The sequence below is a fragment of the Xenorhabdus griffiniae genome, from assembly GCF_001028135.1.
Taxonomy (GTDB): domain Bacteria; phylum Pseudomonadota; class Gammaproteobacteria; order Enterobacterales; family Enterobacteriaceae; genus Xenorhabdus; species Xenorhabdus bakwenae.
This window is the reverse complement of sequence record NZ_LDNM01000032.1, coordinates 1-25,744: the sequence shown is the minus strand read 5'-3', so window position 1 is coordinate 25,744 and position 25,744 is coordinate 1. Positions and strand designations below refer to the sequence as shown.

The window sequence follows — 25,744 nt, the reverse complement described above, 5'->3', positions numbered from 1 at the left end:
GAGTGCATGTCATGCGGTACATCTGCACACTTTTGGAAGCAGATATCATTGGACACCTAACCCTCCGTCTGATGATGAAAGTTTCCCGGTGTTATTCACACCGGCTACCTACATAACCGAGCAGAACATGCTCTGCCTCATGCTAATCGATACCGTTTTAACCGGTACAACATTCACCCACGTTTTGTATTTATCACGATAAACGTCCCGGAGCTTGTGCGGCGTCACTTGCGTTAACGCGCAGCGATGACCAAGTGACGCCGTCAGGCGTCAACGTCCAGCGCACGTCCGGTCTGGCTTTACGACCCATTTGAACCACGCATTACTCAAAGTCACCCGTTATTTCAGTCATTTTCTGATCCTGAACCCTTTTATTCGTTTGTTTTTTAACCCCCTGCCTAGCAACAGGCTGATGCAGTAAAAAGGAGAAATCACACCACGTCATGATTAATGAGGCGTTCATCCTGACTAAAATCAGGCACTGAACGGGGAGTACTCCACCGCCGTGCCCGGCACGTAGCGAACTCCTGCAAAAACTCAACGCAATTTTCCCCTGCTACACATTATCTGACGCACCACGGAACGGTGAACCTGAACCGACACGCAGGGACTTGTTTAAAAAACGAATAAAAACAGAGAGAAAGTGACAAGAGAGGCGTAGATGGCGCAGAAATCGGCACGGTCAAAAATTGAGTTGTTCAGAAAAGAATTTATCACCCATGCCCGAAACGGGCGCGGAAGTTTTGCGACGGTGGCGGATCGAGAACGAATTGCCCGGCAGTTCCTTAATTTTCTAAAAGATAACGGGATTAAGCTCCGACAAATGAACAGCCTCAAAGCCAAATACATTGAGCGCTATATTGCTGAGCGAAAGGCGAATAATATCAGCCACCGAACCCTGCAAAATGAAATGTCTACATTACGGATGATCCTGCGGCATGCGGGCAAGCGTAAACTGGCCGCCTTGGATAATCCGCGCCTGAGTTATCAGGCACTGGGCATTGCCGAGACGAGTCGCAAGGGAACCAAAACAGCATTAACGCCGGAAGAATTTCAGGCAGCGTTTCAACAGGTCGAACAAAAAGACCGCAGCGTGGCAGCGGTGATGCAACTGGCGTCCGTGCTGGGATTGCGCACCAAAGAAGCAGTTGAAGCCTATAAGTCGCTGGCCACCTGGAAAAAAGCACTGGAAAACGGGCAGACATCGGTACGGGTGGTGTTCGGCACGAAAGGCGGGCGACCCAGACAAACGGTCATACTGGATCGGGATGCCTTGCGACAGGCTATTGCTTATGCGGAACGCGAGCAGGCAGAGTGCAGCGGTAAACTCATCGATAAACCGACTGTTCGTCAGGCTATCGAGCGTTATCGATATGTAGTCCGATGTGCCGGACTCACAGGAAATAAAGCACCGCACAGCATGCGTTATCAGTTTGCCCGGCAATCCGGTGAACACTATAAAGCACAGGGATTCAGCGATCGGGAGGCACTGGCGCTGGTCGCAATGGACTTGGGGCACGGCGATGGGCGTGGACGTTATATCAAACAGATCTATTACCAGAACGGAGATGAGGAATAGTCCTGTTTTGCCTGATACGAGATAAAATTATCTGTATTAACGCGATGCTCGACTTTAACACCCTATAACGTTAGCTTGTTGAAGCCAGTCGCGTTGACTTTTACCTTGTTTAAAATTGGCAAAAATGCCCAACGTATGAGAAAGCAGTTTTCTGGCTATTCGATTACTCAAGTGCCACAGATCCCGCGCCCAGCACTTCTCAATCGCAAATTGTCCGGCAAGTTGACCAATCACGGTTTCAATTAAGCGTCGTTTGGCGTTAATACGTTTTCTCGTTTCTTTGGGGACGGGATCATCCATATTGGCACGCACTGGCGTAATCATTTCAATACCCAATATCTTCTGCTTTAAAATTGGCACTGCCTTTCGCTCTTTTAAATCCACAGATGGGCAGCGGAAATCCATCGATGATATGTACTGGCCTGTCTAATGCACCCAGTAATCTCACCAGTTTTTCTTGCAATTTTTGTTTAATAACCCAAAGATTCGAAGCCTGTTTAACAAAATTAGCGCGTGAGCCCAATCCCGGAAACCACTCGAGCCAGTGGTCACAAAAATACGTCCAAATTCCTTTATCTGTTGAAAAGCCTAAGAACTCACCCACCACTTCCATCGTGATGACTTCAGCATCACTCAGCTTAGGTGTGATCCCTCGGCGCCTCAATCTCAATCGTGTGCCTTGCTGTAACGCTGTTAAATTATCGTCTACCCAACAAAACACCCAAATGATAAAATCTTGCTGTGACATAGCCTTTGTTCCTTTATTTCTCTCAGTTTGGCGACCTAAAGTTATAAAGGTGCGGCTATGTCATTTCAACTCACCACGAAAGTCGAGCATCGCGTTCTGTATTATCTCGATCCCACCTAACCATCTGCTTTACGCAAAGAAGCGGAAGTTACTGGCATGATTGTGTGATCGCCCAAAAATTGACCTTAATTTCAAACGTTACTTTATCGATCCTCTACATGGTCTGCCAGCCAATCTCCAACCCTTAACAGCAACGTAAGATATTCTTTGGATAACGCTTTGAGATTACCTTCAGAGAATACCTGCGGATTATAATTAAAACGCAGCGTAAAACTTTCAGCGTCTTGGATAAGTAAAGTTAAGTCCAGCTTAAAATAATGGCTGTATATCTCACTGATGCTTAACTGACAGTTATTGATACATCTTGTTTCGGGAAGCGTAGTTAAGTAATTAAATCCTGTCGAAAAATACAACAGGGACTCATCAGGCGAATGTCGCAATGCATTAACTATGTCCTGATAAGGTAAATGTTGGTTTTCCAGCAATGAAAACACATGCTTTTTACAGCGAGTTAATAAATGATTAAAAGGCTCTTCACTATTAATATCGATAAAGAAACTGGTCATATTGACGAAACAGCCAATAGTATTCGCATCCTCTTGTGAGACGCGATCTGTAATCGGAATACCAATTGGCTGATTACAGTAAGTTGTTTTTTGTAAAGCCAGATTGAATAATGTCAACAATGTAATAAATGGCGTGACATTATTTTGTTGAGAAAAGTGGCGTAATTGAGCGCTCTGTTCAGCATTCAGTGTCACCAGATAATTGCGACCCTCCGTTTGGGAGAATTGCGGGGTAGGTGATGGTAAAGCCCCCTGACGGCGATATTCCGCTAATGTTTGACACCAGAATTCCATTTCCTTAACGTGTTGCTCAGGGGTATTCACTTTGCTTTGCTCACGACAATAATCGGTATATTGCCAGCCAGCTTTGATGCGATACATAGCATCGCCAGCCAGGAACGCCTGATAATAGCTGACAAACTGCCGAAAGAAAGGCGTGATCGAGTCATGATCAAAAAGGGTATGATGCATTCTGCACAAAAGGACATGGTGATCCGGCGCGTTTTCAAACAGCCAAAAATCTGCTAATGGAGATTGTTCAAAGCTTGTTAACTCACGACACGCAATCTCAAGCAACATTCTGTCACGCAAAAGGCGCTCTTCAGGCAACACTATCTTTAGAAGAGGAATACTTACCGCTGATACGGGGGCTATCCAGCTACAAATCGGGTCGCTGTCAAGATCAAACTGAGTGCGCAACACTGCATTTTGCTCAAGGATGCGTGACACGCTATGGTTAACAGCGCTTTTATTAATGCGACCATGGATATCAATAGCGCAATAAATTTGGTATAGCCACGGATTTTCGCTCATCAATTCTAGGGTAAGGAAATAGCGTTGCTGAGAAGATAAAATCCCCTGCACTTCATCCTTATCATCATTGCGGGCAATATCACTGTTGCTGCAATAAGGCACAACGCTAGCTAACATCCGTGGCGTCGGATTCGCAAAGAAACAGTCAAAATCAATATCGGCATACAACTGATGACGAATACGATGGAGAACCTGCATTATTTGCAATGAATTACCACCCAGCTCAAAGAAATTGTCATTTGCACCCAAGTTAACAATGTCCAGCACGTTCTGCCAGATATCAATGATCTCCTGCTCCAGTTCATTTGCCGCACTGACAAAGGGTATTGCAAGGGAGGGGCGCAACGGTGAAGGTTTCGGCAAACGGTGAGTGTCCAATTTACCATTCGGCAATTTAGGAATCGCATCCAAATAGATAAAGCAAGCTGGAACCATGACCGCAGGCAGTTTTGCCGACACGAAACGGCGTAATTCCGTTTCGGTGATACGCGTATGCGTAGCAACAAGATAAGCAATGATTCTGGGCGTGGTCAAACTATCATCGCAGCGCACGATGGCTTTTGCGATCCCCGTATGTGAGATCAATGCATGTTCAATTTCTTCAGCTGCGATGCGCACTCCATTGATTTTAAATTGCTGATCACAACGGCCCAGATAAAGTACTTCATTATTATTAAGCTTTTTGCCTAAATCTCCCGTACGATGCACCCGCCAAGTGCGGCCCTGACGTTCAACCTTATAAAAACGTTGATGCGTCAGGTCTTCGCGATTTATATATCCCCGGGAGACTCCATCGCCCATAATACAAATTTCACCCACTTCGCCCGGCTCCACTTCCAGACATTGCTCGTCAACGATCAGTAATTCACTGCCGCGTAACGCATTACCAATAGTGACAGAATTTTCTGGCCATAACCGACTGAACGAACCGTTCGCTGTTGCTTCTGTTGGACCGTATAAATTAAATAAACAAATATCCGGCGCCTCGCGGAAAGTGCGATTTTTGAGATTGTTTGATACCGCCTCGCCTGATAAAAACACGGTTTTCGGTAGCAGTTGGGCATCGGCGTCACATTGCTGCCGAACATAATTTAGTAATTCTTCCCAAATGGTGGGAACGCAATAAAGTGCTCCGTCCGGATATTGTCGATACCAATTCAACAATACCGGATACTGTTGAAGAATGTTTTTGGGTAGAATATGCAGCGTATCGCCTCGTAACAGAGGAGCATAAAGTTGCGTGACTGCGGCCGCAAAGCTAAGCGATGCAGTTAATGGTAGCCTGGCGCGGGTCACTGGCCATAAATCTTCATTGAACCAATTCAGATAGTAATCCATGTTAGCATGTTCAATCAGCACGCCTTTCGGAATGCCTGTTGAGCCAGAAGTATAGAGGATATAGGCGAGGTCATCAGCAGCAACGTCAGGCAATGCGCAAGGAGGCAAGCTTTCCGGCAATGCCATCAGATCTTCTATAAACTGAACGGTTTTGCTCAGGCTTGTCAGATTGTTACGCTGATTTATTTCTCGGGAAGTGATTACTAAGAAGGATGATGAGTCGTTAATAATAGTCGCTATTCTTTCCGACGGATGAAAGTCTGAAAGGGGAACATAGGTAAAACCAGCTTTCATGACTGCCAAAAAAATAGCGGGTAAATGAAGGCAGGGATCCAGATATACCGCTATTACGCCGCTTCGATTTTTTTGTCCAAATTCATTAAATAAATAATGTGCGATACGCGTCGAAGTTTGTTTAAGTTGGAAGTAAGTCTGAGACTTTTCTTCAAACATAACGGCGATTGAGTCAAATGTATCCTCTGCAATTATATCTATCTTATTAAAAATAGGGAGCAATGAATCATTCATTTCTCAATTTCTCTCGCACTGTAAGAAATATATCAGGTAAGCCACGACTGATAAAATAATCAATTTGTTATAAGTATATTCATCAATGCCTGTGTGGAATTATCATAATTGAAGACTTGGAATAATTTATAAACTCTCCATCAACGACATCGCAATAGTTGGCAATATCTATAATTAATTGAATTTGATTTATAATACTCATTTTTGAGATTTACTTATAACCAACTAACCGAGTCTGAGCTCATCGGAAATTTTGCAGGTCCAGCAGGGGAACCGTCCGAAGTTTAACATTGAAGTGATCCTGTCCAATCAGGTTATTGAGATATTTATTTTGCCGTATAGCGAACAATTATCTATTTTATTCTCATTAAGTTAACTAGCTCGCTGCCGCTTTATTAGCCCCACTTTTATCCATCGTGACGATATCCGGTTGGCCATGTTGACCCATCGATTTTTTAAAGAAATGCAGGGCAGCTGTCTTATCTCTATGCGAGGTAAACACACAATCAACGATGTTGCTGTCTGAGTCTACAGCTCGATTTTTTCCTGTATTCTGTCCGTCAAGCTCAAGATAAGAGCGACCTACATGAGTAGACAACTGGAATGAGAAAAAATTACGTGAGTGACATCAGTCAAAAAGTATTTCAGGAGATGTAACTTTTGTTGCTCATTAGCAAAAAGAGCACTCGCCCCGGATTATTCTGTGCGCTGTTATATATTATCTTAGAATAAAGGAATCCGGTTATGAAATCGGAAAAGACAATTCATGCGCAATTTATGGCGCAGAAAATGAAAACACCTCACGCCGTAGCGTTGAGAATTGATAATTCATCAATAAATTATGAGGAGTTGGATAATCGCTCAACAGCGCTGGCTGGTTATTTAATTAAACAAGGTGTCAATCCGGGCGATAAAATTGGCGTATATCTCCATAAAGGTGTTTCACTAATTGTCAGTCTATTAGGAATATTAAAGGCAGGCGCTTGCTATGTTCCGTTTGATCCCTCCTATCCTCAGGAACGCCTGTTGTATATTGTGCGCCACGCGAGCATTCTCTTTATTATGACTGACCCGACATTGGCGGCCAGAATACCGGTCGATGATGATAAAAAAATAGATATTACTGCGCTGCATTTGAATGCATCCTGCCATTTCCCGCTGCCCGAGGTTGATGACGATGCCCTGTGTTATGTTATGTATACCTCAGGATCTACAGGCCAGCCAAAAGGCGTCATGATCCGGCATCGCACTGTTGTGAATTACCTTTGGTGGATGCAGGACGCTTTCGGGATAGCACAGCGAGATGTAGTGCTTAACCAAACCACTTTCAGCTTTGATGTATCAGTGTGGGAGATTTTCTGGCCGCTGATTACCGGTGCGAGCTGTGCACTGATTTCTGATGATATTAAGTATGATCCCCATCAGGTAATCAATTTTATGCAACAACACCGTGTCACCGTGGTTCAATTCGTTCCGACGGCGCTGCGCGCCATTGTTGCAGCACAAAAGCTGCAAGCCTGTAGTGAATTGCAACATATTTTTTCTGGCGGCGAAGCACTGGATCAGAAGTTGGTAGACGATCTGGCCGCGCAATTTACCGGTCAAATTCACAACCTTTATGGCCCGACGGAGGCCACTATCTATGCCTGCCATTGGTTGTGCCAACCCGGTGCGGATGCAACCATTGTGCCTATCGGTATCCCTATTCCTCATGCCAGAGCGTATGTTCTGGATGAACAACTCAATGTGCTTTCGTCTGGTAAAGCAGGTGAGCTGTATCTGGCAGGCGATATTCTGGCGCAAGGCTATATCAATGAACCGGAAAAGACGCGTAACAGTTTCGTGACCGAACTGTTTGTAACGGATGCGCCAGGTCTGATGTATAAGACCGGCGATATTGTTCGGGCACGGGAAGATGGCGTACTGGAATTTCTCGGGCGCGTAGACAATCAGGTTAAATTGCGTGGCTATCGGGTGGAATTAAATGAAATAGAAATCATCCTTCGCAATTACAGCAAATTATCTGATGCAGTCGTGATTCTAGAAGAGAATGATGAGTCCAACCTGTTGGAGATCGTTGCGTTTTATGTTGTGAAAGAAAACGAAACCGTGCAGGAACTGGAACTAAAAGAATATCTCTACAACATCCTGCCGTTTTATATGATCCCTTCATATCTTATCGAACAGGCTTTTATACCCACGTTACCCAACGGCAAAGTGGATAAGACTTCTCTACATCATAATTTCAAAAAAAGCCTAAGACACACGACAAAAAATATCGTACCTCCCTCATCAAATATTGAAACTGAAATCATCAAAATATGGGAACAGGTGCTCAACAATAAAAACTTATCTATCCATGAAAATTTTTTCGATGCGGGTGGCAACTCATTACTAATGTCAAAGGCACATAGAGAAATCAAAAAGAACCTTGATATTTCAGTATCTATTATGGATCTGTATCAGTATCCCACCGTTAAGGCATTGAGCGCTTATTTAGCTGAGAAAAGCCTTAAATCCGCTTCCAGTAATAAAAGTGATAAAGCAGACAATAAATCAAATGGAGTCACCGATCATGAATAATTTCGCTAACGTACGCGATAAAGACATCGCCATTATCGGCATGGCGGGCCGCTTCCCTGGCGCGGAAGATATTACCACTTACTGGCGCAACCTGCTTGACGGTCTGGAAACGATTACCACCTTTACTGAAGCAGAATTACGCGCTTCCGGTGTGGATGAAGAACTCATCGCAGCGCCGAACTATATTCGCCGCCGCGGGATTCTAGGTGATGCACAGCATTTCGATGCCAGCTTCTTTGATATTACGCCCCGTGACGCGGAAATCATGGATCCACAACACCGAAATTTCCTAGAGTGCAGTTGGCTGGCTTTTGAAAATGCCGGCTACGTACCCTCGATATATCCTGGAAAAGTCAGTGTGTTTGGTGGTACCGGCACCGCCTGGTACCTGCAACAGGCTGGCGCTAATCAGGAAGTTCAGAAGTATACAAGCGGCGCTTCACTGGTCACCAACAACGACAAAGATTATGTGACGACACGGGTTTCCTACAAGCTGAACCTTAAAGGTCCCAGTATTGACGTACAGACTGCCTGCTCCACTGCGATGGTCGCGATTGTTATGGGCGTTAATAGCCTGCTGAACGGTGAAAGCGATATGGTAGTCGCAGGCGGGGTTTCAATTGATACGCCGGAACGCCGTGGATACCTGTATATGCAGGGGGGAATGGAATCGGCAGACGGTCATTGTTACGCCTTCGATGCCCGGGCAAACGGCACCGTATTTAGCCGTGGCGTCGGTGTCGTGCTTCTGAAACGACTGAGCGATGCTATACGCGATGGCGATCATATTTATGCGGTAATTAAAGGCGGTGCCATTAATAACGACGGTAATATCAAAGCGGGCTTTACTGCGCCAGGTATCGACGGTCAGGTTGCCGTTGCCAAAGAGGCATTGCATCGCGCCAACGTCGATCCGGCTACCATTAACTTTGTGGAAGCGCACGGAACCGCTACGGCGCTGGGCGATCCCATCGAGTTTAGCTCTCTGAGCCAAACGTTTCAGGAATTCACTTCTGAAAATCAGTTTTGTCGTCTGGGATCGGTCAAAACCAATATCGGTCATACCGATACCGCATCCGGTGTTGCCAGTTTAATCAAAGCCTCGCTGTCGCTGAAAAACCGCGTTTTGCCTGCTTCGCTGCACTACAAAACACCAAACCCTAACATCGATTTTGAAAACAGTCCGTTCATCATGAACACAGAAACGCACCCGCTGAACGCTAACGGTAAACCGCTACGGGCGTTGGTGAATTCTTTTGGTGTGGGTGGCACGAATGCCTGCGTTATTATGGAAGAAGCACCTGAAGTATCTGCCAGCAGCTCAACGGAAGGTTATCTGCTATTCCCGTACTCGGCAAAAACCCTCTCTGCGCTTGAAAAGATACGTGAAAACCTCAGGCAGTATCTACAGCAAAATGTAGAGGTCAACCTGGCGGATGTGGCTTATACCTTGCAAGTGGGACGCCAACGTATGGTATACAGCAGCTTTGTTGTTGCGCGTGACCGTGAGGCATTGCTCAGTAAACTCGCGCAATCCACAGTGATCGCGCCGCAATCAGGAAAAAATCACAAATCTGTCGTGTTTATGTTTCCAGGCCAGGGCAATCAGTATGTCAACATGGCGCGTGAGTTATACGACAGTTATCCTACTTTCCACGAACATATGGATAGATGTTGTGCTCACCTTGAAAGTATCCTCGAACGTAATCTGTGCGACATCATTTTCCAGGACACCGAAAGCACGAATAAAGATCTCATCAACGAAACTCAGTACACGCAACCAGCGCTCTTTGTCGTGGAATACTCGCTGGCTCAGTTATGGCTATCATGGGGTATAAATCCCGACATTATGATTGGCCATAGCGTGGGTGAATATGTCGCAGCTTGTCTCTCTGGCGTGTTGTCTCTGGAGGATGCGCTGATGGCAGTTGCAATGCGTGGCAAACTGGTACAGCAGCTTCCGGCGGGCGCTATGCTTGCAGTGTTGATGGAAGAAGACGCTCTGCGCGAACGTTTATCTGAAAGTCATCTTGAGATTGCAGCCGCAAACTATCCTGGATTGTGCGTGGTCGCAGGCGGGTTGGTTGAGATTGAAACCTTCCAAAACAAACTGGAAGACGACGGTATTTTTTACAAACTCCTCGACACCTCTCATGCATTCCATTCCTACATGATGGAGCCGATGCTTGATGATTTCCGTAAGGTGATCGAAAAAATTACCTTTAATCCCCCTACCATCCCCTTTGTGTCTACCGTGACTGGCAACTGGATCACGGATATCCAAGCGCAGAGCCATGATTACTGGGTTAACCATGTTCGTCAGCCGGTTCTGTTCACGCATGCTTTCAAAACGTTAATTGCCCAGGAGCATAACCAGTTTGTTTTTTTGGAAGTGGGTCCTGGTCGGTCGCTGGAGTCTGCCGCAAAACAGCACATCAATACAGCGGAAAACCCGGCGATTTTCACATCCCTGCCTATGGCTAGAGATGTCTCGCTGACTGGCGAACAATTTCTAGCAGCATTAGGTCATTTATGGTGCAGCGGCGTACCTATTGATTGGTCTGCTTATTATGACGGTCAGCACCGTCTGCGCCTGCCGTTGCCAGGCTATCCCTTTGAACGTAAAGAGTTCCGTCTTCCGGTGTTGAACATGGAAACGTTAAGCGGGCTGGATAATCGTTCCATTAATACGCGTAAGAAAAAACAATCAAATATAAGTAACTGGTTTTATATGCCCGCATGGCGTCAGACGATCCCGGGGAAATATATGAGTGGCAAAGTCGCTGCCGTAGCGACCGACTGTTGGGTGATTTTTTCAGATAAACAGGGCGTAGTTGATGCGCTACTCTCACAGCTTAGAGAGGATGGTTTTACTGTTATCACCGTTGCGCAGGGCAAAGCGTATCAGGAGAACGACAATGCCTTCGTTATCGATCCTGATAACAGCACGCATTACGTTAGTCTGTTCAGTAGCATTAAGAAAAGAGAGTTAACGCCAACTCGTATCCTTCACTTATGGAGTCTCTCTAAGGATGATGACAATACCCGGTTGATTGATTCCTGTGAAATTTTACAGCGCGATGCATTTTACAGCCCAATGTACTTGCAACAGGCGCTGATTGCCGAAAATCTGTTAGACGGCCTGCGCTTATTGTTTGTCACTAATAATATCTTCAGTGTTGCGGGTGAGCCTATTGGTTCGCCGCATAAAGCTCTGCTTACTGGACCTGCCAGGGTTTTCTACCATGAATATCATGAGGTGCGTTGCCACCTGATAGATGTTGATCTTGATGTCCCTGTTGCGGGCATCGCCAGACTGCTGATCGATGAAAGCAATATCGATACCGATGGCAATCTGGTCGCCTATCGTCAGCATCAGCGTTGGGAAGAGGCCTATCAACAGGTGCCGCTCTCTTCTGAGGAAAGCAATAAAACCGTTGCTATTCGCGATGATGGTGTCTATCTGATCACCGGCGGTTTAGGTGGGATCGGCATGCTGATTGCAGATCAACTGGCGCAGAGTAGCAATGCGACATTGATCCTGATGTACCGCTCACCATTGCCGGCACGTGAAGAGTGGCAATCTTGGCTTCAAGAACACGAAGTGGATGATGTCCTCAGCGAAAAACTCGCCTGTATCTTGCATCTGGAAGAACAAGGTAATCACGTACATCTGTTGAATGTGGACGTTTGCGATTACACCGGTATGAAAGCGGGTCTGGCTGAATTCTCTCATATTGATGGTGTATTCCACACCGCGGGTGTAGTCGGCGGTGGGATAATTCCCCTCAAAAACACATCTAACTGTACTGAAGTGCTAAATCCAAAAGTTCGCGGCACATTAATTCTGGATGAACTATTGGCTAAAAGAGAGCCGGATTTCTTCCTCTTGTTCTCTTCCATTACTGCCATTGTCGGCGATCCCGCTCGTATTGATTACTGTGCAGGAAACGTCTTTATGGATGTTTTCGCCCATTATCGTAATCAATATCGCCGAGGCTGTACTATGTCCGTTAACTGGGGTCAGTGGAGTGATATAGGAATGGCAGCACGATGGAACAAGCAGCTCAATGCAAAAGGAAGAAACACAACATTCAAGAAAATTACCGGCGATCTTCTTACGCAAATTGAAAGTAAAGCTAGTGAAGATGTGTTTCGCGTAAATATTTCAGTCAATCAAGACTGGGTGATTAACGAGCATCACTTATTAAAAACGCCAACGTTAGTCGGAACCACAATTCTGTCCCTGCTGAATGAATATCTGACCGTGTTTAAACAAGGCGAAGAGTTACAAGTTAAGAATCTGATGTTGAGCACACCAGTGCTTTACCATAACGCTTGGCCGCGAGAAATGAATCTGATTGTTACTCAACAGGATAAAGGTTACAGATTCAGCCTTAAAAGTCATGGAATTCTGAACTTTAACTGGCAAGAACACGCATTTGGTCAGATTGGCGAAGCTAAAGAAGTGGATGATGACTATGAACAGCCGGACGCGATTCGTCAGTGTTGCCCTATCGTTATCAGCGATTACGGGTTGAACACCAGCGAAGATTTTCTGACTCTGAGTCATCGCTGGAATACTATTACTGAATTACGTAAAAATGAGACCGAATGGTTTATTCGTCAGGAACTGTTAAAAGAATTCGCAAACGACCTGAAACGTTATGCTTTTCATCCGGCAATGATTGACTCGGTCGCTATCGCGTGTTTGTCAGGCTTGACGGAAAATTACTTTCTGCCAATCAGTTATGGACAGATTTGTTTTCATGCGTCACTAGAAAAAGAGTGTTTTGTTCATGTGAAATTAAATCAGCCCTATCAGTCTTTGGATAATACCATTGTTATGAACATTGTATTTTTCTCGGCGAAGGGTAAGCGGTTGATGACACTTGAGAATTATACGTTAATTAAGATCGTAGATAATAATCAGGTAGGCATTGACAAAACTAATAAAATGACCGAGGTAAAAGTTAATTTACAGAATAAAGACATCCTATATTTTGAAGGGCAAGAAGCTATAAAACGAATTCTTAATCACCTGGAATTCCCACAGTTAGTAGTAGTCACATCTGATTTGGAACAATTAATTTTTGAAGCGATTCCGGAAAAAGAAGATAAAGATAGCTTACAAATCGAATCCAGTATTTCAGATTCACATATCCGCCCAGCTCTATCGATAGAATATGTTGCACCAGAAAATGATATTGAAAAAGAAATCGCAAAAGTATGGCAATCCATTCTTGGAATATCTGGTATTGGCGCGCTGGACTATTTTACAGAACTGGGGGGTAATTCTCTGTTGGCTGTACAAGTTGTATCCATCGTATCAGGTATCTTTGAAATTGATATCCGAGTGGATCTTTTCTACCAAGATCAAACTATCAGAGGCATGGCTAATCTGTTAGTTAACGAATTAACCGGGTAAATAAGTATCGAGTTGTAGCTGCCAGTGCGCGTTATAACGCAACATTATCCCAGGAAGAAAAGAACATGAAAAACAAAAGCGATTCTATTCGTTCATTAAGTTTGGACGAAATAAAAAAACTGGCTCGTCAAAAAAAAACACAAATCGCTGCCAAGGCACAAGATGAAATTCAACGTTGCACCGATATTGCGCGTAAGCAATTTCCGCTGACTGGCGCTCAAAAAAGCATTTGGTTGCTTGATCAATACCTAGAAGATAAAAGAGCCTATAACAATCCCTATGCTTTTGTTTGTCATATGGCTCTCGAATTCAATCAGGAACAGATACGTCAGGCATTAACGTTATTAACCCGCAAGCATTCCATTTTACGCACAACATTTCAGGTAGTTAATGGCGAAGTAATGCAATGTATCTCAGATGATATTATTTTTGATTTCGTCTATGAAGATATCGTAGCCATTCCGGAAGAAGAGAAAAAAAGTCGGATTGATAAGCAAGCTCTTAAAGAAGGATGCCGAAGTTTTGATTTATCCCGTGGGCCACTGTCTTATTGGCGAATGATTAAAACCCAGCTTAACGAATATGTGATGATGCTAACGCTTCATCATATTATTTCTGACGGCTGGACCATAAATCTCTTTTTCAGGGAATTAATGGAGATCTATTTCCAACTGGAAAATGGCATTACACCAGCAGTTGATGATTTTTTACAATTCTCTGACTACGCACTAGCAGAAAACCAATGGCAAATTAGTGGTCATTACGACCGAGGGTTGGCATATTGGAAAAAACAACTGGATGGTGTACAAGGTATCCTGAACATTCCCACCGATGTGCCACGTCCTGCAAGAATGAGTTCGGCTGGTAGCATCGTCAGCCAGACACTAGATAGTGATTTGCAAAAAGCGTTAAGTGTACTGTGCAGTAAACATAACGCCACGCTATTTCATGCTATGTTAACCGCATGGCAGGTCCTGCTCCACTTCTATAGCGGCCAGAATGAAATCATTGTCGGTATTCCTTTCGCAAACCGAAATCATGCGTCTAGCCGGGATTTGATGGGACTTTTTATGAACACACTGCCACTGCGGGGAGATGTTCGTGCGGAGTCCCGATTTGATGAAATGTTAGCCCAAGTGCGCACGAACTGTGCAGAGGCGATGCTTTATCAGGACGTTCCTTTTAATATTATCCTCGATAACATCAATTTCGCTCGCTCGCATCGGGTTAATCCTTTGTTCCAGGCCATACTGAGCTATCAGATTTTTCCACATTTCTATGATGATAACCAAGCATCGATCAAACCCTTAAAGGTAGATTATGGCGTTTCAAAAACCGATCTTAACCTTTGGGTCGAAGAAGACAGCAATAAGCTGTTATTGACACTCTACTACAACTCGACTCTTTACCGTGAAAGCACGGCCAGGCAGATGCTGGAACATTTCCAATCTATATTATGCCAGTTCGTGGGTAACCCGCATATCACCCTCGCGCAAATCTCGTTGTTGAGTGACGAAGAACGAAGCCAGTACCAGACTTGGCGCCTTCAACCGCAAACCGATTGCGCATCAGTACACCGACAATTCATCCAAGTCGCCCATAACATACCGCACCAAATGGCGGTGCGTTGCGATGATAGTGCGTTGAATTATCAACAGGTAGAAGAACAATCAGAAAATCTGGCTCAATGTCTGCTGGCGGAGGGCTTACAACCTGGTAATGTGGTTGGTATTCATATGGAGAAGGGAAACGATTACGTGATAGCCATTATGGCTATTTTACGTGCCGGTGGATGTTATCTCCCGTTGGATATCACCCTGCCGCGTGAACGGTTGACGTATATGATCGACGATGCTGCAGCACACTGGATACTCACCGAGAGCGATAATGTCACGTTTGATGGGGCAACTTGCCTCAATATTCATGTGATACCCCAATCTCTCACTCGACAGCCGCTGCCGGACGTCGCTCCAGATGCTCCCTCCTATCTCATTTATACCTCAGGTAGTACAGGCACACCGAAAGGTATACAGGTTAATCATGCTCAACTTGCCTGCTATTGCGATAACGCTCGTCAGGTCTTACAACAACCTGTAGGGGCGCATTATGGTATGTTCTCCAGTTTCACGACCGATCTGGCTCATACCATGCTTTTCCCGGCTCTGACCAGCGGCGGCTGTTTAAACATTATCAGTAATAGCGCATTACAAGATCCGTCCCGGTTAGCAGAATTACTCACGCATCAGCCGCTCGATTGCATAAAAATCACGCCATCCCATCTTAGTGCGTTGTTGCAGGGTGAAAACATGGCCGCTCTGCTTCCATCTTCCCTGCTAGTGTTGGGGGGTGAGCAGGTGCCCTGGTCGCTGGTTGAACATTTACGAGCACTGGATGCCCGCTGCCGCATCTTGAACCATTATGGACCAACTGAGAGTACCGTTGGGGTCACAACATGGGAAGTGATGCCGGACACACATATGCCGGAAGGCAGCTATCTGCCCATAGGTAAACCTTTCCCCGGTGTACAATTGCTAATTTTAGATAATCAGTTCCAGCCGCTAGCTGACGGGTTGCCTGGTGAAATCTGCATTGGTGGCGCACTCCTCAGTGCTGGCTACATTGGTCGTCATTCGCACAAAAACGCCAGTGCCTTTATTCCTCACCCACGGCTTAAAGATGAACGCCTTTACCGTACTGGCGACAAAGGACGCTACCTGCCGAATGGCAATATTGAGTACTTAGGGCGTTTCGATCGCCAAGTGAAAATCCGCGGCTTCCGGGTTGAACTTGCCGAAATCGAACACGTTCTTCATCAGTGTCCCGGCGTAACTCAAGCCGCTGCGTTAGTAAAACAGGTCAGTGACGATGAGCAACAATTACTGGTCTTTTTTGCGCCAGTACCCGGGTGGAAACAGGATGAGATTAAAGATTATGCTCATGCCCGGTTACCTCACTTCATGTTACCGGACAGATGGTTATGTCTTGAGTCGATGCCGCTCACCGCCAGCGGTAAGATCAACTATACCCAGCTGAACACAATGACTTTGTCGCGCAATACCGTGTGTCGACGCCCGCAAAGTGAAATGGAGAACCAACTGCATCAGCTTTATTGCAACGTGCTCAATCTTAGTGATATCGATATTGATGACAGATTTTTCCAATTAGGCGGCAATTCGATCAATGCGCTAAAACTAGTGATGCAGATTAACCTGCAATTCGGCACTGCTTTATCTCTGGGGCAGTTGCTTGAACATAGTAGTATTTCGCAATTGGCGCAGCTTATGGAGCGGGCCAGCACTTCGCAGGCGTTAACTTCTCTGGTGACGCTGAACAAGGGTGACGAGAGTCAGCCTACTTTCCTGATGGTCCATCCAGCAGGCGGAAATGTACTCTGCTATTACCCCATGTTGCAATCTCTGGAGTCATACTACCCAGTCTATGGTCTTCAGGTCGCTGATTTTAGCCAAATTCACGACTATGACCGCGAAATATCCTCCCTAGCCGCATTCTACCTGCGACAGGCAGGGGATCTGTTCCATCGACAAAAACTGATTGTTGGCGGCTGGTCGCTGGGCGCGACTATCGCTTTTGAAATGGGCCAACAGATCACCAGCATCACAGGTCGGGCACCAACACTTCTGGTGTTTGACCAATCAGCGCCGCAAATGCGCATCGATGACACTGAGAATATGAGCGACAGCGATCGTCTGGCTTATTATGCCCACAAAGTCGCGATGTTTACCGGCTCGCATTTCAATATCTCACAAGAGAAATTAGCTGATATGAGCCATGACGAACGCACTCATCTGTTTATGAGTGAATTTAGACGCGCAGGGCTGGTTCCAGCGTCACTAAGCTTCAAGCATTTCCGTCATTTTCTGGTAATTTTATGGGCGCACATCAATGCCAGTGATCGCTATGTCGGTGCGCCTTATACCGGCAACATTGTGGTAGCCGAAGCGCAGGAGGATTTGCCTGGGAGGATACGATTGCCTGAGCCTGGGCTTGGCTGGCAGAGCCTGACGGACAAACCTATTACCCTCCTGCCAGCGCAAGGCAATCACATCACCATGATGAACGAGCCTTTCATCACAGAACTTATTCAGCGTGTAAAGCAGATTCTGCGATGAGAGTAACCGTACAGGAAAATATCTTGAATATTGAGAGAAAGTACAAAGAAAATACAAGATTATCTCTCCGTAGTTGGTGCACCGTTATTGGCGGTTTGCTCGGTGGCTTTATGGCTATTCTGGATATCCAAATAACTAACTCGTCGATGAAGGTTATTCAGGGCGCGTTATCAGCCACGCTGGATGACAGTTCATGGTTAATGACCTCTTACTTTACCGCTGAGATCATCGCCATTCCTCTGTGCGGCTGGCTGGCGCAGGCACTTGGTACCAGACGCTATGCTTTGTGGTGTATCGGCAGTTTCCTCGCGGCGTCAATACTGTGTTCATTTTCATGGAATCTTAATTCCATGATTGTCTTTCGGGCGTTACAGGGCTTCGGAGGCGGCGCCCTGATCCCTCTTTCATTTCGCCTGATTATCGAGGTATTACCGGAGGAAAAACGCCCCTTTGGGATGTCTTTATTCAGTATTGTGGGCACTTTTGCTCCGGCAATTGGTCCCTCTCTGGGCGGCTGGCTGACAGAGACGTTCTCCTGGCACGCTATTTTTTACATCAACGCCGTGCCTGCTATTTTCGCTTACTGCCTGATTAATTATAAGAGAAAACGCCCACCTATTTGTTGGCAGGTGATCCGCGACGGTGATTTTATCGGCATTCTCACCGCAATGCTGTGGCTAGGCTCATTGGAGGTCGTTCTGGAAGAAGGACGCAATCTGTACTGGCTGGATTCTAACCTTATCTGCTCACTTATTGTGATCTCGATAGTCGCATTTTTAGGGTTCATGTACGATCAGCTTGTGCACCCTTCCCCCTTAATTAACATCCGCATGTTCAGAGACGCGGCGTTCTCGCATGCCTGCATTATGTTCTTTATGTTGGGAGTCGCTATTTATGGCACGCTGTTTATGGTGCCATTTTATCTTACCACGGTGCACAACTATGACGCCCTGCAGATTGGCAATGTCATAATTTGGATGGGATTGCCGCAACTGGTAATCCTTCCATTTATCCCGAAGTTGCTTAAGATTTTCAACCTGAACTATATGATTTTCATCGGTTTCACCGGTCTGGCTATCAGTTCACTCATGAATGGACATATGGATAGCTATTTCGCTGGGCAGCAGATGAAACTTTCGTTATTGATTCGGGCGCTGGGGCAACCCTTCATCATGGTGCCGCTTTCCATAATTGCTACCCGTAATGTTAAGCCCAAAGATAGCGCCTCATCCGCTATTCTGATTAACATTACCCGCAGCGTTGGTGGCTCAATGGGTACGGCCATTCTTTCCACCCTCTACGTTAATCATGCGTGGATGCATGCTAAACAGATCCAATCGACAATAGCTTCCGGTAGCGATACGTTTAATCGCTATATGGAGAGCATCAAAACGCTTTTGATCCATCATGGTGGCTCGCTATATAACCTCAATGTTCAACAGACTGCCTATGCAATATTAATTAAAGGCATTAAGTTGCAGGCTCAAATCATCGCTTTTAATGACATATTTTATGTGATGGGCGGGATGATGCTAGCTACAGCGTTCATGGCGTTACTCGCAACAAAGAATTTCCGGCTGTTGCAGTCCTCACAGGAGAAATAATAAAATGAGCCAGAATACCCCCTTTACATTTCTGCATTACCTGCATTCTCGTGCAGCGTTACTGAACATCATCATTCCGTTAGCACTTTATTATGGCGTGCTGTACTTAATTGGCATTGGTACGGCGTTGTTGGCCAGCGCTGTTTGGGCAGCATTTCTTGCGTTGCAAAGCAAGAATCGTCAAGCGACGCTGGCCATTGTGCTGATGATCCTGCTTTCCGGTCTATGCCACTATTTATTTCTGTACCATTTCGCGTTGCTGCCCGTTCAACGTGAGGATGTTTTTCTGTCGCTAAACGGTGCATTAACGGTTGCAGTGGTTTTCCTTTTTTATTCGCTACGAGGTGAACCCGTTATCCGGACCTTAGCCGAACAGGCAAGACCACAACTTAAGACACTGAATATATACGGCTCACCAGTCTATTTTCGCGTCTGGCAAGAAATGTCGCTGATGTGGATAGTCGTTTATTTATGCAAAGCTATCTTAGTTTACCTGCTGTATCGCCTACACAACCCATTATTGGATATATTCCTGTTTGTGGTTGGCTGGCCATTAGTACTAGTGATGATATTTTTTAGTGTTCGCTGGCCACGTTATCGCTGGCAAGGAAAAACGAAGCAGTCCTGAACTTTTTCCTTGTACCGAGCGAATATCGGGAAATTCTAATTGATGGGTTGGAAAAAACTCAGCAAGCTTTTATCGAGCCTTTAAACGCCAGATATTTTGGAAAATAAATTGTTAAGATTAGCTGATCTGTATCGCCAGAAAATGTTACCTCCAGCTTTTCCCGTAGTTACAAATCTTGTGTTGTGCGATCATTGCCAATGAAATATGTTAAAAATATCGTTATTCCACTCATTGTGGTTTCGCTTATGGGTAGTTTCCTATACTGGTCATTATACTGGCGCTATATCCAGACTACCGATAATGCCTATACCCAAAGCGATATCACCAATATTAGCGCCCGCATTAGCTCCCAGGTGATGACGTCTTATATCACCGATAACCATGAAGTAAAACAAGGGCAGCTTTTAGCTGTTCTCGACGATCGTGCTTATAAAGTCGCGATCCTGAAAGCAAAAGCTGATGTCGCAAAAACGACGGCTGCGCTGAGTAATGCGCAGGCTAATGTAAAGATGCAAGAAAGCATCATCAACCAGTACAGCAGCAGTCTTACTTCAGCCAAAGCTAGAGAAAAATATGCCACTCAAGAATTGATTCGCGTCAACCAGCTTAATACACGCCATTATGTCGCTCAGGGCGATATAGACAAAGCTGACAGCACGCACAAAGTCGCCATTGCCGACGCAGAGGAAGCACAGGCAAGCCTAGAGACTCAGCAGGCTAAACTGGCGGTACTGAAGACCATCATTGAACAGGCCCAAGCGCAACTAAAACATGCGCAGGCCAGCTTAGCGGATGCACAGCTGCAGTTAACTTATACTCGAATTATTGCGCCTGTTTCCGGCGTGATAGGAAACCGTAATCTTCAGGTTGGTATGTTTACCCAGGCCGGTCAAACTATCGCCAGTATTGTCCCCGAACAGCAGCCGTGGGTTGTAGCTAATTTTAAAGAAACGCAGCGAGACGGGATGAAGCCAGGACAAACTGTTGATATCACTATCGATAGCTATCCCGGTGAAGTTTTTAAAGGTCATATTGAAAGCTTAGCGCCGGCGACCGGTTCTGTGTTCGCACTTTTGCCCGCTGATAACGCTACTGGAAACTTTACAAAAATTGTGCAACGTTTCCCGGTCAAAATTGTTTTCAATAAACCGATAACAATGGCAAGCGGGTTATCTTGCGAGGTCACGATAGATACACGTCATATGATTTTGTCGCATTAGCACGTCATGATTGGAGTAACGTCCGCAATTGGCACAAAGCCGACTGTTTGATTGGATTTCGATCAGAGCATCAATAGTGTCAGATCGAGTCTTAGTTGGTACAACTAATCTGTGAACACCAAGAGACTTTGTCGTATTTTAACTACCAAGCGATTTTGTCCAGAAGTGAGTTAGAGCAAGTTGCCTGATTTGGTCACACCATAAAATTGAATCGGGTAGATTACACTCTAATCAATTCAAATAATGCTATTACGCTTCTGGCATTATTTTCTGTCTCGGAAAATGAATTACCCATTGACCTTATTATTTCGATTGATTAGCGTAGAAAAGTTTATTGATGATCCGGTCGCTTTTAAGGATCGCTTTCGGGCAGCGACACCCACACTCCCGTAGCCTGCAAGGGAGTACACACTGTGTGGTACATCTGCCCACCTTTGGAAGCAGATATCATCTTTGTCGATGATGAAGGTTATTTAATCCACCCTGGCCAATATGCCAGCCACCCAACGGGGAATACGTTTCCCGCCGGGCAATGTGTTCTCCGTGGTTTTCAGGGAGTCCACAATGCAACAAAACGAAACCAGGATAACGGTGCGTGCTGTACCGGTGTCTGAATTGTCCCCTTTCGAGGCCGTTTTTCCGCGAAGTAGTCCACTGGAACTGATGCTGCTGGAGCACACGGTGATTAAAGCGGCGGTCACGCTGTGTGAGGATTACCGGTGTGATAAATGGCAGTGCCGGAAAGTGTCGGACAACATTGCCTATGCCGTGCCGACACGTGCTGACACGTATGTTGTCAAAAACGAGGCCACTGACTTTAACGCTGAGGTGTCAGCGGATACGTTCGGGCTGATGGTCACGTTGACCGTACTGGGCTATCTGACGGCACTGATAAAGCACGATGAAATTGCTGAACGGTTGTGTGATTTGCGGGCATACGCGCTGCAACACCCCCAGGCCCCGTGTACTTCGGGCGGCTCTAGGTTTAGCGAGGGCATGACGATAATTTAATCCACCCTGGCACGATGCCAGTCACCCGGACGGGGAATTTCTTCCCGTCGGGCAGAGGTTCTCCGTCTTTTCTATTTTTACAGGAGAACATCATGCAAAAAAGAGAACTTATCATGCTGGACAGTCCTGCACTGTCTGCGGCATTTCCCGGCAAAAAACCGCTGGAACGGTTGTTTCTGGGGTTTCTGATTGCCAATACCGCCGCACAGTTATGCAGCGATTACCCGCCTGAGCAATGGACTGGCCGGCCGGTGTCTGAGTCGCTGGCTTATATGGTGCCGACATCAGCGAAAAATTATCCGGTTTACCTGCCGGACACGCAGTTAAGGGTGACACTGTCGGCGGATGCGTTCGGACTGGCGGTGACGTCAATCGTGCTTGCCCGTATTGCCGCGCTGAATGAGCGGGATGCCTGTCGGTTTTGCGAATTGCGGGAATATGCGAAGCAACACCCGGAAAACGGTCTGATAGGGTCAGTCATGACATGGGTGCCCCCCGAGGACTTTATCAGCCGGTCATTAATCGAAAATAAAAATAATCATTCTCACTGACGTTATCAGCCCATGATGCTGTTAACCCTTTTCTTAAGCGCCTGACCAGGGAGCTGAAAACACCTTCCCGGTCTCGGGCGGGTGTTTTCTTTATTTGACTTCAAATCAAGGAAATACGTATGGACCCCATTTTTTTACCGGCCCCGGATGACACCGGTCCGGCATGCCATGAAGACATTTTTACCGTGCAGGTCACCGGCCTGATGCAACACCCGCAAGCGAGGCAATCCCTGCGGGAAGAAACCCTGACCGTGTGCGAAGCGGTCTCAGTCACCGAAGCGGTGCAGCGCCTGAAGGTTATCCATCTGCTGGGCGACTGGCCGGTGCCGGAAACGTTATCTCATCAGGCGAAGTGCATTTTTTTCCCGCTGACCGTCATGATTTATGACGCCCAGGATGAAAAAGTGCTCGGTGGCCGATGCTATGATGAGATTGTCTGGGCGCAGCCGGTGACGCTGGTATCAGAACGCCTGTCACTGGAAAAGCAACAGCAGCAGTTGTGTCAGTCAGCCGTGCTTGAGCAGAGCTGGCAGAATGCACAGGCTGCCCGGGCATTGTGGCATGAGGCGCACTTACTGTCGCTGCATGTGGTTTCACCCTGTTATCAACAGTGTCGTGAAGTGCGGGATATTCTCCGGCACGGCACGACAGTCAGTGTTTAACGCGTGAGGTATCACTATGGCACCTTTGCGTTTAACCGTCTGGCAGGTGATTGCCGGTACGCTGCTGAAGCGTCATTTTGGCCTGAACCTGGAGGATACGGTACTGTATGAAGCCGACACGGTGGCTGAACTGATGGCCCATGGCGTCCAGCCATTTGAAGCCATTAACGCGTTAGTGGATAAATACGATTTAACCCGGCTGGATGCGCAGGATATGCAGGGCAGTACACCGTATCTGGGTATTCATGATGAACTGAGAGTGCTTTTCGACTGCGGTATTACCGAAACGATGCTCAGTCAGGCCAACGGGTCACCGTCCGAGTAACCCCTTTTTTTAATCACCCATCGGGGGAATTGTGCCCTGATGGCGCGGTTCCTCCGGTTTATTCTTATTAATCCAATGAGGAACTTAACCATGGCAGAATGGGTCACCAATCAACTGGAAATTACCGGCAAGTCAGTGTGTATTGACGTGATGCAACAATGGGTCTGCGGTGAAGAAATTCCCCGTTACCGCCAGGCAGTGTTGCAAAGCCTGCGGTTGTTTCTGGCCGGCTGTGCGGGGATACTGAAACCGACTAAACCGCAAACTTATACGCCTTACCCTGATTTAGTACGCAGCACGGCGGCACCGACGGCGCAGAGCCTGGCTTTTGAACAGTGGCTGACGTTGTTGCAGGATAATGTGCCGTTAAGCAGCGATAACATTAAACGGATAGATAACCTGTACCGCCAGTCCGGTCTCAGCCTGGTGCGCTGGGAAAATATTCCGGCGCCGGCGCGCGACAGTATCACCCGTCTCCTGACCCGTCAGTATACCGACTGGTTTGGGATGGTAGGCTGGTCTGAGACGCCCGATATCGGCGCGTGCTGGGATAAGCTGAGTGTTTACCCGGCATCGGCGCAGCCCTGCGATATGCTGATGATAATGCCGACCCGGCTGGCGACTGAGATTAACGGTAACAGTGGGTTGTTGAAAGGCATTGCGACGACGGCACAGTTTTACGAAGAGCAATACGGCCTTGAATGGCCGTTGGGTCACCATGTCCGCTGGGAGCGCCGCAATGTCAGCTGCTTAACCGTGCGTTTTGACTCCCCCTGGGCACCGCCGTCGGCCGAACTGATGGGCGAACTGTCATCGGTGTTTGACTGTGAAATCCGCCACGGGTACAGCGCATCGTCAGGTCAGCTCAAAGGCTACGATTGCTATGACCAGGGCGAGCATGTGGACAGCGGCAACGGGCAGTCAGGACGGGAAAACCGGCCGGCGCTTTATCTGGTCAACGAGGAGAAGCAGGCGGTGAACCTGCCCGTGCCGGCCATCGCGGTCGGGCCATAGCCATTCGTTTAACTCGTCATTAATTGATTTTTTATCTTCACTTCAACCGAAAGGGGAAAACAGGTTCCCCTTTCGGAACGTGTTTTCCCTTTATTTTTTGCAAGGAAAACACGTGATGTCATCACAGCCGGATCACCAGAAAGAATTTATCGCGCTGTTTAACCAGACGGCGCATTATCACCGTCGTTATCAGGTTTTTCAGGATTTTTGTAATTGTGCGATGGCGGCAATACATAACAGGTACTGTTACTGCGAGGCGCTGGAGCAGTATTACCTGAAAACCATCAAAAAGTACGAACGGGAGGATATTGACCGGATTGTGCAGCTGTTTTCCTGTACCGTTCTTGGGTTGGCGCAGGCACCCTGTGATTTTCTGGGCAATGTGTTTATGCAGCTGGGATTGGGGGATAAAACCCTCGATCAGTTTTTTACCCCCTGGAGCGTGGCCAGAATGATGGCAGAGATGCAGTTACAGGATGTCTCTGAATTATTGAAAACCCAGCCCTTTGTCACCTTCCATGAGCCTTGCTGTGGCGCGGGCTGTATGACTTTAGCTGCTGCTGAGGTATTAAGAGAACAGGGACATGATCCGTTATCAAGCCTGTGGGTCTGTGCCATTGATATTGACCCATTGGCCGCAGTGATGGCTTACATCCAGCTTGCCCTGACCGGCATTCCGGCTGCGGTGACTATTGGGGATGTACTGAATGATCCTGGTAGCAAACGGACACGTTACACGCCCGCCCATTATCTGGGTAACTGGTCTCAGCGGTTACAGGCGTATCAACAGCCCCGGGTGGCATAAATTTCCTTTTCACTTTGGCGCCTTTCGGGGCGCTTTTTCTGTTTTCAAATCACATTAATTTATTGAATTTATGATGAAAATTAAGGTAATTCGGTAAGTGAATCCATGGATGAATCGAGTCAGTTTAATTTTCATTTCCGCAAAAAGAGTT

Annotated in this window: 17 protein-coding genes and 1 pseudogene; 14 read left to right on the top strand and 4 right to left on the bottom strand. The window is 46.6% G+C overall.

Annotation, left to right across the window (positions count from 1 at the left end; genetic code table 11):
- Nucleotides 1-193: 193 nt before the first annotated feature.
- Nucleotides 194-319 carry a hypothetical protein gene (locus tag AAY47_RS23040; RefSeq protein WP_255334705.1) on the bottom strand — a complete coding sequence of 42 codons (126 nt, stop codon included), beginning with the start codon at nt 317-319 and terminating at the stop codon, nt 194-196.
- Nucleotides 320-661: 342 nt separating this feature from the next.
- Between AAY47_RS23040 and AAY47_RS08730 the strand changes: the two genes are divergently transcribed.
- Nucleotides 662-1,579 (top strand): integrase domain-containing protein, encoded by a 918-nt coding sequence (locus AAY47_RS08730; protein ID WP_047768912.1) that lies wholly within the window; start codon nt 662-664, stop codon nt 1,577-1,579.
- A 54-nt stretch (nt 1,580-1,633) separates the two neighbouring features.
- Here AAY47_RS08730 and AAY47_RS08725 read toward each other — a convergent pair.
- The 3 genes and pseudogenes from AAY47_RS08725 to AAY47_RS23280 form a co-directional block, all read right to left on the bottom strand.
- A pseudogene (locus tag AAY47_RS08725) lies at nt 1,634-2,327 on the bottom strand (IS982 family transposase).
- Nucleotides 2,328-2,530: 203 nt separating this feature from the next.
- The gene (locus tag AAY47_RS08720; RefSeq protein ID WP_047768910.1) at nt 2,531-5,632 is read right to left on the bottom strand and encodes an AMP-binding protein; all 3,102 of its coding nucleotides are present in this window, start codon (nt 5,630-5,632) and stop codon (nt 2,531-2,533) included.
- Between the two features lie 376 nt (nt 5,633-6,008).
- Nucleotides 6,009-6,230 (bottom strand): DDE-type integrase/transposase/recombinase, encoded by a 222-nt coding sequence (locus AAY47_RS23280; RefSeq protein ID WP_072059766.1) that lies wholly within the window; start codon nt 6,228-6,230, stop codon nt 6,009-6,011.
- 146 nt (nt 6,231-6,376) lie between these two features.
- Between AAY47_RS23280 and AAY47_RS08715 the strand changes: the two genes are divergently transcribed.
- The 13 genes from AAY47_RS08715 (at nt 6,377) to AAY47_RS08660 (ending at nt 25,593) form a co-directional block, all read left to right on the top strand.
- A complete protein-coding gene (locus AAY47_RS08715; protein ID WP_072059765.1) occupies nt 6,377-8,215 on the top strand; it encodes a non-ribosomal peptide synthetase in 1,839 nt (612 codons plus the stop codon).
- The gene (locus AAY47_RS08710; protein ID WP_047768908.1) at nt 8,208-13,643 is read left to right on the top strand and encodes a type I polyketide synthase; all 5,436 of its coding nucleotides are present in this window, start codon (nt 8,208-8,210) and stop codon (nt 13,641-13,643) included. The genes AAY47_RS08715 and AAY47_RS08710 overlap by 8 nt, the downstream gene beginning before the upstream one ends.
- A 65-nt stretch (nt 13,644-13,708) precedes the next feature.
- Nucleotides 13,709-17,773, top strand: coding sequence for a non-ribosomal peptide synthetase (locus tag AAY47_RS08705; RefSeq protein WP_047768906.1), 4,065 nt, complete (start codon nt 13,709-13,711; stop codon nt 17,771-17,773).
- Nucleotides 17,770-19,377 (top strand): DHA2 family efflux MFS transporter permease subunit, encoded by a 1,608-nt coding sequence (locus AAY47_RS08700; protein WP_083446703.1) that lies wholly within the window; start codon nt 17,770-17,772, stop codon nt 19,375-19,377. Before AAY47_RS08705 ends, AAY47_RS08700 begins: the two co-directional genes overlap by 4 nt.
- Before the next feature lie 4 nt (nt 19,378-19,381).
- The gene (locus tag AAY47_RS08695; RefSeq protein WP_047768904.1) at nt 19,382-20,005 is read left to right on the top strand and encodes a hypothetical protein; all 624 of its coding nucleotides are present in this window, start codon (nt 19,382-19,384) and stop codon (nt 20,003-20,005) included.
- A 197-nt stretch (nt 20,006-20,202) separates the two neighbouring features.
- A complete protein-coding gene (locus tag AAY47_RS08690) occupies nt 20,203-21,225 on the top strand; it encodes an HlyD family secretion protein (RefSeq protein WP_047768902.1) in 1,023 nt (340 codons plus the stop codon).
- 413 nt (nt 21,226-21,638) lie between these two features.
- Nucleotides 21,639-21,839 (top strand): hypothetical protein, encoded by a 201-nt coding sequence (locus AAY47_RS21685; RefSeq protein ID WP_152669791.1) that lies wholly within the window; start codon nt 21,639-21,641, stop codon nt 21,837-21,839.
- On the top strand, nt 21,790-22,236 hold the full coding sequence (locus AAY47_RS08685) for an antirestriction protein (protein ID WP_152669790.1): 447 nt from the start codon (nt 21,790-21,792) through the stop codon (nt 22,234-22,236). Before AAY47_RS21685 ends, AAY47_RS08685 begins: the two co-directional genes overlap by 50 nt.
- Nucleotides 22,237-22,328: 92 nt before the next feature.
- Nucleotides 22,329-22,787 (top strand): antirestriction protein, encoded by a 459-nt coding sequence (locus AAY47_RS08680; protein ID WP_047768900.1) that lies wholly within the window; start codon nt 22,329-22,331, stop codon nt 22,785-22,787.
- 119 nt (nt 22,788-22,906) lie between these two features.
- Nucleotides 22,907-23,449, top strand: coding sequence for a hypothetical protein (locus AAY47_RS08675; RefSeq protein WP_047768898.1), 543 nt, complete (start codon nt 22,907-22,909; stop codon nt 23,447-23,449).
- Between the two features lie 16 nt (nt 23,450-23,465).
- A complete protein-coding gene (locus AAY47_RS08670; protein ID WP_047768896.1) occupies nt 23,466-23,774 on the top strand; it encodes a TA system toxin CbtA family protein in 309 nt (102 codons plus the stop codon).
- 90 nt (nt 23,775-23,864) lie between these two features.
- Complete coding sequence (locus tag AAY47_RS08665) at nt 23,865-24,788, top strand: DUF1281 domain-containing protein (RefSeq protein ID WP_047768894.1); 924 nt, start codon at nt 23,865-23,867, stop codon at nt 24,786-24,788.
- 115 nt (nt 24,789-24,903) lie between these two features.
- On the top strand, nt 24,904-25,593 hold the full coding sequence (locus AAY47_RS08660) for an N-6 DNA methylase (RefSeq protein WP_047768892.1): 690 nt from the start codon (nt 24,904-24,906) through the stop codon (nt 25,591-25,593).
- Nucleotides 25,594-25,744 lie beyond the last annotated feature (151 nt).